This window comes from Bacillus weihaiensis, from assembly GCF_001889165.1.
Taxonomy (GTDB): Bacteria; Bacillota; Bacilli; order Bacillales; family Bacillaceae; genus Metabacillus; species Metabacillus weihaiensis.
The window spans coordinates 4,243,741-4,255,914 of record NZ_CP016020.1 but is presented as its reverse complement, the minus strand read 5'-3'; the positions used below and the strand labels follow the sequence as shown (position 1 = coordinate 4,255,914).

Sequence of the window (12,174 nt, the reverse complement as noted above, 5' to 3'; positions counted from 1 at the left end):
AATAAGGTCGTGAAAAAGCTCTCAGTAAGAGTCATTTTTCACGACCTATTTATGTATATGAAACACTACCTACATGTTAACAAACTTTGATACTATCTCGGCCGTCTTCTTTCACTTGATACATGGCATCATCCGCCATTTCATATACTTTTTCAAAAGGTGCACCGGGTTCTACTGGACAAATCCCAATACTCACTGTTACAAAATCAGTAATAGCTGAATCAATTAAATGACTTTCCTCTTTTAACGCAAGCTGAAACGCCTTAGCTTGCGTAATTGCTCCCTCTACACTCGACATCCTATAAACACCAAATTCTTCTCCACCTAGACGTGTTAAAATGTCCCCTCTAAAGTGGATTTTCATTAATCCCGCAACATATTTCAGTACTTTATCTCCAACTAAATGACCAAAACGATCATTAAATAGCTTAAAATGATCAATATCCATAAGCAAAAAACAACTTTCGTCTTGACCTGTTTTTTGATTGTATAGCTCTAAAAATGCTTCTCGATTTGTTAATTTCGTTAAGGAATCAAGTCTTGCCTGTTCAATTAGTTGCTGTTCAATTTCCTTTTTATCCGTTATATCTTTCCAAACGACTAATCGAAGATCATTTGTTTTTTCCCTAAGGATTGTCATACTCACGTCAAAATATTGCCCATTTCGCTCATACTGAAAAGTAGTCGGCTCTTGACGACTAAGTGCCTTTGTTAATGGCTTTACATCTTGAAAATATGTATAAGCAGATTGGTAAAGAATGTTCGTATATACTTGTTCGTGCTCCAAATCAAATAAACGCTTCATCATTTGACAACAGGCTTTATTCACCTCAACAATCTTTCCTTTCTGATCAATCAACAAAATCCCTTCTGACAAATTCTCTAATACTTCCTGTCGAGATAATGGCCAGATCGTATTAAAGTCCATTCTTTTATTCACAAGGATAAGAAAAAGAGCCATTGAAGAATAGGACAAAGCGAAAATACCTGGAATTTCTATAGAAAGCATCGATGTGGTAATAAGTACGACAATTGGTAAGGCAATAACCAGGGCTGTGAGCCAATGCGTCATACGGTATTGCTTTGGAACATCAAACATATTTCGGATTAATAGGAAAATAGTCACCAAGCAAAGCACAAATGGATAGGCACCTAAAGAGGAATTAAGCAGCGTTGACTTTGTAGATACTTCTGTATAGGTCCAAATGGATTCAATGGTAATTTCTTTCCTCATTAACCCATGGTAGGAATCAGTAAAAACAAGTGTGAGATCAATGATGGATGGAATAAATAAAAGACCTACTAAACGCATCGTCTTCTTGGCTGATTCTTGATACAGCTCTTTTGCATACCCCAATAATATAATCGGTATAAATACTAGTGATATTTGCTGAAAATTACGAAGAACAATCATAGTGTTTGGATCATCTATAAGTAATTCAATTACAGTCAAGATAATGAGCATACCTGAAAGACCAGAAGCACAGGCAAGTAATGTACGTGATAGCTTTCTCGGAGAACGCAAAAGGGCAAATGATAGAAAGATAACACTTAACCCTAGACTAAATAACATAAACGTATATGGATCCATCCAATTCATTTTTGAACCTCCATTTATCCTAGTAACTTTATCCTATCATAGATTGTGGAAAAAGGAGGGGAAGAACAAATAAGAAAACTAATTTTTTAGATAAGTGAATTAATTTCCTGATTAAATCAATTTCATCATTGCTTATTTTAAGAAACACAGACATACAGAATGTTAGATTCCTTTTACATTTTTGCTAAGTTCGTAAACGTGGCTATTTATCAAGTGCCCGGCCTGGTTGAATTCTGCTCCAGTTGCTCGCTTTTTCGCGGGGCGGGCGGTGAGCCTTTCTCAGCGTAAACGTGGGGTCTCACCTATCCCACTCCTCGCCCAGGAGTCTCGCACTTCCGCTCCATTCAACCTTAAGCAGTTTTCGTTCAAAGATCCTATTTAAACGCAACCATCTCTTAGAAAAGAGCTCAGAATGTTAAATCCTAATCAACTTGTTGCTGATTTAGCATGTCATTGACGACCAGTAGCTAATTTTGGAGCATGATAAACTAAGGTTACTAGGTCAAAAGGAGCTTTGGCACGTTTTCCAGTTTGATAACGCACGGGATTAAGCTGAAACTTTCTTAAAATAAGCGTTTACTTTCTCTATAACGGTTCGACGTTTAAAGAATGTTTTCTAAGGTACGTGGTTTTTTTTCCTTTGTATACCTTTTGACAGATTCCTTCATTCGCTAGAGCAGTCTAGGGAGTAAATCATAACATTCCATCCCTTTTATTTTCCTTCAGGAATAACATTCTGCTTTACCCTTGCTAGCAAATCTGCTAATTGCTTCACCTCATCAGCATCCAAGTTCTTTGTGACCTGACTTTCTAGTTCTCCTCTTACTTTTTGAAGATGTGTTTCTTTTTCCTTCCCTAAAGCAGTAAGTGAGATGATTTTCGTTCGAGCATCTGTTTCTTTTGCCTCTCTGGTCACTAAGCCTTTTCTAATTAAAATATCGATTAGCTTTGATAACGAAGAAGCCCTTACACCTAATTTTGTCTGAATATGTGTTTGGGGAACTCCATCTTCTTCATATAAAACAAGCATGACATTTAAGTGTGAGACGCTTAGATTTTCTTTTAGCAGCCACTCATTTTGCAATTGTTTAACAGTATGGGAAATTTGCTGGATTTGATATCCAATATCTTGACTATGTGATGTGTTCACCTTCTCCACCTTCCTTAATATTAGTTTATCATAGATACAAGTTTTCTCACTCAATAAATTAGTTTCCTAACTAACTATTCTATGATAGGATAATCAATGGTATGAAAGGAGGCTTTTTAGCATGAATTCTATTTCAAAGCTTGGTGTATTTGCCCTTATGCTCGCAGCTAGTTTAACTATTATGGTTGGAAGTGCCATCACTCCCGCTCTATTAGAAATTTCTACTCATTATGGGGTAACTAATCAGGCCACCTGGCTGACAACTTTACCAGCCTTAGGAGTCGTTCTCTTTGCTCCCTTTGCTGGGAAACTCATTCATAAAATTGGTAATTATAAGGCAATATGTATCGGATTACTTCTGTATGGTGCAATCGGAATCAGTGCCATATGGATAGATAATCATCTCCTAGTATTTGCAGATCGAATTCTCTTAGGAGCAGCAACGGCCATCACGATGGCGGCTTCTACAGGTTTATTAGCAGATTTCTTTGAGGGAGAAAAACGGCTAAAAATGGTCGCACTTCAAGGAATGTCCATCGAAGCAGGAGGAATTATCTTCTTAAGCTTGGGTGGAATCTTAGGAAGTATTGGATGGCAATGGCCTTTTCTGCTCTATTTAATTAGCTGGATTGCATTTATATTCATTCTGCTCTTTGTGCCATCACATAAAGATTTGCAGATGGAGACAACAGAGGATGTAGTAGATTCTAAACAAGTAGAAAAGGTATGGCCAATATTAGTAGCCGCTCTACTTGCCATGACCATGTTTTTTGTAGGATTTATTACTCTTCCCTTTTACCTAACGGATCACTTCGGCTTGAATGCTGCAGGTATTGGGTATTTACTTGCTTCCATTTCATTTGTAGCTGTCCTATCAGCCAGCATCATGCCTAAAGTCGTTAATAGAATGACGGATTACTATACATTAGGAACAGGGTTCAGTTTATTTGCTGGTGGCTTTCTTATCCTGGCTTTCACTCAAGAATTCTTCCTATTCGTTATTTTAGCAGCGATATTCATAGGATTTGGCTTTGGTTTTACCATTCCACTTGCTAACCATATGGTGGTTGAAAAGAGTAGCTTTACAAATAGAGGAAAGAATTTAGCCTATTATTCTTCAGCCGTTTTTTTAGGACAGTTTCTCTCATCCTTTATAGAAGGGCTTTCGGACAAACTATTTGTTATCTATCTATTAGTTGCTGGAGTAGGCTGTATAACTAGTTTGACCTATTTCATCACGACTAGAAGAAAACGAGCTTCTAAGACTGACTCTATCCAGGTTTAAGCGAAATAAAAAGAGTGAAGTGCAGGGTGATTAGGTATAGAAGGAGCTAAAAAAGACCGAATTCTAGAAAATCAGTCTAGAATTCGGCTTTTTTTATATTGAATGTTTTAGAAAACAGCGCCGTATAAAGTCTAGTGGCATCTTTTCTTAGTAGAATAGTACCTTTAATAGCCTTTATATTTTACGACCTATTTGACGAAAACTTAAAATCGCAACAACGGTTATGATCAGAAAACCAAGAAGAAGATAGAGATCCGCTTGTGTATATTCTCCAGTTGAATTTTCGGTTTTAGAATCGCTTGCTTCATTGTTCATTGGTTGGTCACGATTATTTTGACCGTTACCCATATCAGCTCCTGGTGGTCCACCCGCTTCCATTGTCTCTAGAAGATACGCTTTTTGCTCATCTATTGTCATGGAGTCAAAGTTCTCTGGTAATGGAATCGGTGATTGGCCAGATAGAAGGGTCTCTAGAAATGCTGAAAATTCTTCATCTGTCATGGAATTAATATCCATCCCACCTCTTCCTCTTTCATTCATTTGTGGACCAGCACCGTTCTCGGGTTGTTCTCTCACACCAGGTTGCCCCTCCATGTCAGGTAAGCTATTAGTAGTTGTCTGGTCTGTATCTACAACAAGTTCTCCCGATAGCTGAGCAACTATAGATTCACTTCGCTGTTTTGCAAACTCTGGTAGACTGTTAGCCCCACTCACTCCCTCTAAAAACTGTTCGGTCGTGAAAAACTTAGATGGGTCACTTTCAATATATGGCTCTAACAATTCTTTAAGCTTCGTTGTAATAGCAGCCACATTCTCTTCTGTTAATACCTCTGTTGCAATTTGTTCCATATAAGATTCATACTGTGCTAGCAAGGTCTCATCACTTACTAAAACATTTAGTAATGGACGCTCAGATAAAGTAGTACCTGAAACCGGCTGATAGATACTAAAATTAATTGTATCTTCGTCCAACAAATCTCCAGAAGCCATCATACCACCACGTTGATTATTTCCTTCTGGTAACACGGCTTCAATGTCTTGACCATTTCCTTGTGCCTGCCTTTGATTATCTTGAGGGCGTTCTGGCAATTGGCCTGGGGCTATTTCTTGAGCAGCTGGTGCCTCATTTTGTTGATCTGTAGACTCATTTAGATTACCTTCATTAGGATTCATCGGAGCACCTCCGCCTCCACCCATATTAAATCCACCAAATGACATATTATAATCCCAAGGAAGAATCGAAAATTCACCATCTTCATTTTCATATAAATAATAGTTATGCTTTAGCTGCCCTTGATAACTATCAAGGCTGACGAGCGCGGTATTCAACGCAAAATAGCGAAGCAGCTCATCCGTATTTAGATACTCTTCATATCCATCGCCATCATTAATTGCTTTAATCATGGAAAGCAGCTCAGAGTCTTCTATGTTCTCCTCATTCATCTTCACTTCAATTCCATCATAATCCCTTAAATCATCACTTATATAAACAAGGTCACTTCCTGTACCATCAGGCTTATACAAATAGCCCTGTGCTGTATTAAAGTTTTTGGCAATAAATGTTTCATCAATTGCTTCCACTCCGAGCATGAGACCATAATATTCCCCATTCACCATGACCTTCATATAAGAGTGACCTGGCGCTGTGATCCCCATTTGCTCCATTAATTCATACGAGACAAATTCCTTCATTTGGGTTGTATCACTAAAATTATTATTTAAATTCAGCTTCGTTAGTCCATAAAAGCTTTGTGTTGAATCGTAATAATTAAAATCCACTTTTAAGCTATAGCGCTCTGAATCATCTCGTGCAACAGAGGTTAAGGATGAGTTACCCTTTGTTCGGATAGCCACATTTGAGACTTTTTCACCATTTATCGTAATAGAAGCCTCCTTATATTCCTCCTCCAACGGATTAGCAAGTAGATCCTCCCACTCCTCATCCTCAATTGTAATTTCAACTGTTGAAACAGCATCTTCATCAAATAGTTTTTCCGTATAAGAGAAAGCAGAGTCAACCTTTTCAAGCTGAAGTTCTTGAACCAAATAGATTGAACCTATCGTAAAGAGAATAGCCGCAAGCATGATGGATACAATCCTTTTCGTTTTAATAGGCATAATCACCCCTCCGTTCTATTGACTATGAATGGCGGCAAGATTTCCTGCCGCCACTTGAAGTAGATCCTTTCATTAAGCAGTAAAATTCCCATCATAACTGATCATCACTGCTGACTGTACGCCTTTCATTTCTGAAAGATTTGTAAGGAATCCCACATCATCATCCTTAATACGGATCTCATACGTCACTTCATGATGATTTCCAGGCATGATGGATTTCGATTTCATTGTATGCTTCTTCGCATGGCGTGAAACAATGTGCTCAACTGATTCTTCTACAGATTTTTCATCATATTTAATTACTAATAAATACGGATTTTCAATTTTTATTTTATTTACAAATAAGATCAACACTAAACCAATAAGAATAGAACCTAACACCGCTAATGGAATAAATCCTGCTCCACATAAAATCCCTACGACGATTGCCCAGAAAAGATAGACAATGTCCATCGGATCTTTAATTGGTGTTCTAAACCGAACAATTGACAAAGCCCCAACCATACCAAGTGATAATAAAACGTTAGACGAGATTCCCATAATAATTAAAGATGTTGCCATCGTCATGATAATAAGCGAAATATTAAAAGTATGTGAGTAAATCACACCTGAAAACGTCTTTTTATAGACTGTATAAATTAAGAGACCTAATAGAAACGCTGCCGCTAACCCAATCATTGAATCAACGATAGAAAAACTCGTTGTTTTTTCTAAAATACTCGACTTGAAAATATCATTAAAGCTTACACTTTCCATTTTCCATTCCTCCAAATTACGTTTATAAATACATTATCCGTACATTCTACTAATCTGATATTTTGAATACGTTCCTCTTCGTCTGTTACCAATTTGAAGAAGCTTTTTAATCACATCAGGTAGAAATTCATCATATTTTACTTCAAGAATGACTACATCAGAATTTGTTTCAATAATCGGTAAATCTACATTTAGCACATCATTATTTCGAAAGCTTGTCTTAATATCACGATCAAAGGTCACCCTTACGTTTCCATAATGATAAATAAACACTTCTCTCTCATAATCAACCACTGTCATCGGCTTGATGTGATACATTTTCATTTCAATATATAATTCGCGTAGTAGGGAACGTTCATCATTTTCCATCCAAGCAATATCCCCCACTCGCATTTGTTCATATTCCTCAATGGTGATTGGACATTTTTGCTTGTACGTAAGATTATTCCGTTTACTCTTCTTCTCTAGATTTAGCAGGCTTGTATTAAAGTCATACAAGCGAACGCGAAATTTATCTCGACCATAATGTCCTTCTTTCTTCTGAGTGAGGACTTTATTATCAAAATTGTCGAAGTAGACACTTCGGATAAAATATTTGCCATCTTTATTGGCATAAGGATCAACTTCCATTACATGCTTTAATCGATTACGCAGCAGGTAGCAATCCATTTTTGATAACTCATGCTTGAGCTCTGTACGTCCCTGTACTCCATTCAACGTCATTGCCTTCATTTCTTACTACTCCTTTCACATAACTTGTTCATGTGTACATTATTAAACAGGAACCTTAAAAAAGGCTTAAAAAACTTAACAAGATCTTTACAATTGAAAAAAAGATCGTTGAAGCTAGTCATGAGGATTCAAAATACAAAGTAGAGGGAATTTAGTTTTCTAAAGCAACAAAAAAAGACCACATGTCTGTGATCTCTATCCCGGTAGTTTCACCTGAAAAATGGTCCCTTTATTTTTGGGGTTATCTAGCACTTTAATTGTGCCTTTATGACTTGCTACAATCCAATGTGCAATAGCAAGTCCTAGACCAGTTCCGCCCTTTTCTCTTGATCTGACTTTATCCTCTCTAAAAAAGCGTTCGAAAATTCGTTCTCTATTCTCTTCATTAATGCCAATTCCTGTATCACTTACTTCTAATACAACCTTATTAGCTTCCAGGTAGGTTTTCACACCGATCCTTTCCTTTTCCGTTGTAAACTTTAACGCGTTATCGAGTAGAATGACGAATAGCTGGTGAATTCTTGCCTTATCAGCCTCTATTTTGATCTTGGCATGTAGGTGTAACCATAGTTCCTTCTCTTGCAATTCTGCTACTTCTAGATAAGGCTGACATACATGTTGAACAAATTCATCTACATCAAAGGCTTCTCTCTTCAATTGCGTTTCTAATGAGTCTGCACGAGCAAGTGTCAGTAAATCAGATGTTAGTTGTGAAAGACGCCTTGTTTCTGACAAACTAAGGGCAATACTTTCAAACGTATCGACTATTTTACTATTTGGCTTTGTCAGCATGAGCTCAAGCTTGTTCTGAATAATCGTTAAGGGACTTCTTAACTCATGGGATGCATTTTCAACAAATTCTGCCTGGCGATTCCATGATTTAATGATGGGTTTCATCGTTTTTTTAGATAAAAGGTAGCTTGTTGTAATCGAAAGAAAAATACTAACAACAGAACATATGACTAAAATCCATCCAAAGTTTTCTATTAAATTTTTCTCCGCATCGATACTAATTAAAAGCTGTATATAGCGGTAGTCATCGCTCTCTTCATTTTGATAGGACAATGATCGGAAGGTATAGTGATCATTCATCGCTATACTTGTGATTTCATCCAATGACTCTCGGTCAAATTCAATCTCCTGTAGGTAGCTTTGATAAAGCTGTGTACCTATTTGTTCCTGGTTTACAATTTCTCCGTCATTATTCCACTGAAGCACAATGATTCTCGGATTTAGTGGCGGGACAGCTTGAATCGGAGCTTGATTAGGCTGATTGCGATCTGGTGGTCCTAGTTGTTGTTGTGGTTCTTCCGCTAGTCTTTGTTTAAAAAATAAAAGCTCCTCATCTGCTTTCGTATATAGGGTACTTTGAACAAGGCTAAAAATAATCACACCAAATATAGCAAAAATTGCTGTGAAGGCAACAAAATTTAATAGCATGAACGTAAGCTGTTGTTTACCGATTATTTCTTTCTTATTCATGTTCATGGCCTTCTTCTGACAACATATAGCCTAATCCGCGAAATGTTTTTACATATTGATCATAGTTATATGGTTTAAGTTTTTTTCGAATATGACTTGTGTATACTTCCACAACTGTATTCGTCGTATCGGATTGAAAGCCCCAAACACGATCAAATATTTGTTCCTTTGTTAGAATCGTCTCTTTATTATTGACTAAATACTCTAGCAGGTTAAATTGCTTTCCATTTAGCTTAATTTGCTCATCTTTAATCATGGCTGTTTTTGTTTTCAAATTAAGCTTAAGGTCTTTAAACACCACACTGTTTTCTTTATAGTCTCCGATCGTTCGTCTAACAATTGCTTCTAGCCTTAGTAAAAGCTCTTCTCGATGAAATGGCTTTACCAAATAATCGTCCGCTCCTAATCGAAGACCTTGTATCTTATCATCAATTCCATCTTTGGCTGTTAAAAAAATTACTGGTGTCATGATCTCTCTTGCTCTTAATTCCTTAAGGATCTCATAGCCATTCATATGAGGCAGCATGACATCCAGTATGATGATGTCAAAAATATTCTGCTCTGCTAAATAAAGACCTTCCTCGCCATCAAACGCTTGAACCGTCTCATACAAGGCTTTAGTGGACTCAACAATTGTATCCGAAAGCACCGGATCATCCTCAACAACTAATATCTTCATGGTACCCTCACCTTTTCACTTCCAACGCATTACTTATATCTTATCAGAATACCACTCATACCTTAAACTAACCTTAAAAAGGGGCCAGGCCCCCAGTACGTTAATACTTTAAAGTTGTGGGGGACTGGCACCAACCTTTACCCATACCGCTTCTGGTGCTCTTTTTTTCGCTCCAGGTATTCTTTATCCTCCCTAGCTAGCTTCCACTTTTCCCTAAAGATGCTCGCTGATTCAGCCTTTTCTGGATCAATCTGTCTTTCCTTTATATGGCCATTCTCATCGTACTTCTTCCCGCCTTTGTAATTTGTGTATCGACGTGCTCGGGTATATCCCATCTGCAGGAATTTCCTCGCCATGTCCATCCCAACAAAATCATCTTTCTCTTTATAATCAAGAAACATGTCATAAATTTTATCCGATGACTCCCTTGCTATACTCGGTGTCTTAAATCGCCAATTCTTAAGAATTTCACTTTTATAAGGCTCCACCAATAACACCCCCTGTTCGCCTCTGCCAACTCTATACAGTTCAGGGTTATTGCGAAAATTAATCTTGTCAAAGTCCAACTCATAATCAAATGACATGCCTATCATCCTTTTTTAATGATCTTTACCCAGAGCATCTAGATTGTACGCATCGGTGTAGTTGCATGTCATCTCAGCTACACGCTGGTTTATCTGGTCATTATTTGATGTAGTGACTTAAATTTATCATAAAGGCGGTTTAACCCTCACTTTTCAAGTATAATGAACCATATTCCGATCATGCATATGATATTTCATGGAGAGAATCCTATACATATGACAAAAAAACAAGTAAAGAGGTAAAAAAATGAGCAAACAACGTTTTGATGATTATCAAATAAGCGATGAAATAAAAAGAGCACTCTCGATATTAAAATATGAAACACCAACAGAGGTCCAAAAAAAAGTCATTCCATTAGCTATAGACAATCAAGATCTTGTCGTTAAATCGCAAACAGGAAGTGGAAAAACAGCTTCCTTTGGTATTCCCCTATGCCATATGGTTGAATGGGAGGAAAAAAAACCACAGGCCTTAATTCTGACTCCAACTAGAGAATTAGCCGTTCAAGTCCGCGAAGATATAACAAATATAGGAAGATTTAAGCGTATTAAAGCAGTAGCTGTGTACGGAAAAGAACCATTCTCGAAACAAAAGGATGAATTAAAGCAAAAAACACATGTTGTCGTTGGTACGCCAGGTCGCGTAATGGATCATATTGAACGGGAAACCTTAGCACTTGACCAAATCAAATACCTGATCATTGATGAAGCTGATGAAATGCTTAACCGAGGCTTTATTGATGAAGTGGAAGCAATCATTAAAGAACTACCAACAAACCGAGTAACGATGGTCTTTTCCGCTACCTTGCCTAAGGATGTTGAAAAGCTTTGTCATCAATATATGATCGAGCCTGTTCAAATTGAAATTGAGTCAACTGGTGTAACAGCAAGTTCTATCGAACACTCCTTAATTGAGGTAAAGGAAGAAGAGAAGATTTCACTTCTTAAAGACATCTTAGTCGTTGAAAATCCTGATAGCAGCATTATTTTCTGCCGAACGAAAGAGCATGTAGATACCGTTTACAGCGAGCTAGATAAAGCCGGCTATTCTTGTGAAAAACTGCATGGGGGGCTTGAACAAGAGGACCGATTTGCAGTGATGGAAGGCTTCAAAGTAGGAAATTTCCGCTATCTTGTTGCCACCGATGTAGCAGCTAGAGGAATTGATATTGATAATGTAACACTCGTCATCAACTATGACGTTCCAGTGGAAAAAGAAAGCTACGTACACCGTACAGGAAGAACGGGACGTGCCGGAAAAAAAGGTAAGGCCATTACTCTCTCTAACCGCTACGAAGAGAAGCTCATAAAAGCTATCGAAACATACATTGGCTTTGAAATCCCTACAAAAGAAGCTCCGAGTCAACTTGAAGTTGCCAATGGAAAAGCTGCTTTTGAAGAAAAACGCACCAGTGGTCGAATTGTGAGAAACAATAAAACAGCCCGTATCAATCAAGACATTATGAAGCTCCATTTCAATGGTGGGAAAAAGAAAAAGATCCGCGCAGTAGATTTTGTCGGAACGATCGCAAAAATCCCTGGTGTCACAGTAGACGATATCGGCATTATCACGATCCAGGATCAAATGTCATATGTAGATATTCTGAACGGCAAAGGCTCACTTGTCTTACAAGCGATGGAGAATGCGACTGTTAAAGGGAAGAAATTGAGAGTTAGTAAGGCGATTAAGTGATTCTTTAAAGAGCACTTTATATTCTTGGATTTAAGGGGTTATTTTAGTAAAAGGATAGTCTCGTTCGCTATTTTTACAAACAAAAGAGAAGTCAA

The 12,174-nt window shown here is 37.6% G+C and carries 10 protein-coding genes and 1 pseudogene; 2 read left to right on the top strand and 9 right to left on the bottom strand.

Annotated features, from left to right (window positions below):
• Nucleotides 1-76: 76 nt before the first annotated feature.
• From A9C19_RS20640 to A9C19_RS20635, 3 genes and pseudogenes are all read right to left on the bottom strand, one after another.
• Nucleotides 77-1,600 (bottom strand): histidine kinase N-terminal 7TM domain-containing diguanylate cyclase, encoded by a 1,524-nt coding sequence (locus A9C19_RS20640; RefSeq protein WP_072581613.1) that lies wholly within the window; start codon nt 1,598-1,600, stop codon nt 77-79.
• 422 nt (nt 1,601-2,022) lie between these two features.
• Nucleotides 2,023-2,275: pseudogene (locus A9C19_RS21415) on the bottom strand (IS5/IS1182 family transposase); the annotation flags it as partial.
• Between the two features lie 37 nt (nt 2,276-2,312).
• Nucleotides 2,313-2,750: a MarR family winged helix-turn-helix transcriptional regulator gene (locus A9C19_RS20635; protein ID WP_072581612.1), complete on the bottom strand. Its 438-nt coding sequence runs from the start codon at nt 2,748-2,750 to the stop codon at nt 2,313-2,315.
• A gap of 121 nt (nt 2,751-2,871) precedes the next feature.
• Here A9C19_RS20635 and A9C19_RS20630 point away from each other — a divergent pair, with 121 nt between their 5' ends.
• The gene (locus A9C19_RS20630) at nt 2,872-4,035 is read left to right on the top strand and encodes an MFS transporter (protein WP_072581611.1); all 1,164 of its coding nucleotides are present in this window, start codon (nt 2,872-2,874) and stop codon (nt 4,033-4,035) included.
• Nucleotides 4,036-4,209: 174 nt separating this feature from the next.
• Here the strand turns inward: A9C19_RS20630 and A9C19_RS20625 are convergent, their stop codons facing one another.
• From A9C19_RS20625 to A9C19_RS20600, 6 genes are all read right to left on the bottom strand, one after another.
• On the bottom strand, nt 4,210-6,153 hold the full coding sequence (locus A9C19_RS20625) for a CotH kinase family protein (RefSeq protein ID WP_083584456.1): 1,944 nt from the start codon (nt 6,151-6,153) through the stop codon (nt 4,210-4,212).
• A gap of 72 nt (nt 6,154-6,225) precedes the next feature.
• On the bottom strand, nt 6,226-6,909 hold the full coding sequence (locus A9C19_RS20620) for a DUF4956 domain-containing protein (protein ID WP_072581610.1): 684 nt from the start codon (nt 6,907-6,909) through the stop codon (nt 6,226-6,228).
• 33 nt (nt 6,910-6,942) lie between these two features.
• Nucleotides 6,943-7,641, bottom strand: a complete 699-nt coding sequence (locus A9C19_RS20615; RefSeq protein ID WP_072581609.1) for a polyphosphate polymerase domain-containing protein — start codon at nt 7,639-7,641, stop codon at nt 6,943-6,945.
• 195 nt (nt 7,642-7,836) lie between these two features.
• On the bottom strand, nt 7,837-9,123 hold the full coding sequence (locus A9C19_RS20610; RefSeq protein ID WP_072581608.1) for a sensor histidine kinase: 1,287 nt from the start codon (nt 9,121-9,123) through the stop codon (nt 7,837-7,839).
• Nucleotides 9,116-9,802 (bottom strand): response regulator transcription factor, encoded by a 687-nt coding sequence (locus A9C19_RS20605; protein ID WP_072581607.1) that lies wholly within the window; start codon nt 9,800-9,802, stop codon nt 9,116-9,118. Before A9C19_RS20605 ends, A9C19_RS20610 begins: the two co-directional genes overlap by 8 nt.
• Before the next feature lie 137 nt (nt 9,803-9,939).
• Nucleotides 9,940-10,386 (bottom strand): DUF4385 domain-containing protein, encoded by a 447-nt coding sequence (locus tag A9C19_RS20600; RefSeq protein ID WP_072581606.1) that lies wholly within the window; start codon nt 10,384-10,386, stop codon nt 9,940-9,942.
• 247 nt (nt 10,387-10,633) lie between these two features.
• On the opposite strand from A9C19_RS20600, the gene A9C19_RS20595 reads away from it, so the two are divergent.
• Entirely contained in the window at nt 10,634-12,079 is a 1,446-nt protein-coding gene (locus tag A9C19_RS20595) for a DEAD/DEAH box helicase (protein WP_072581605.1), read from the top strand.
• Nucleotides 12,080-12,174: the final 95 nt, after the last annotated feature.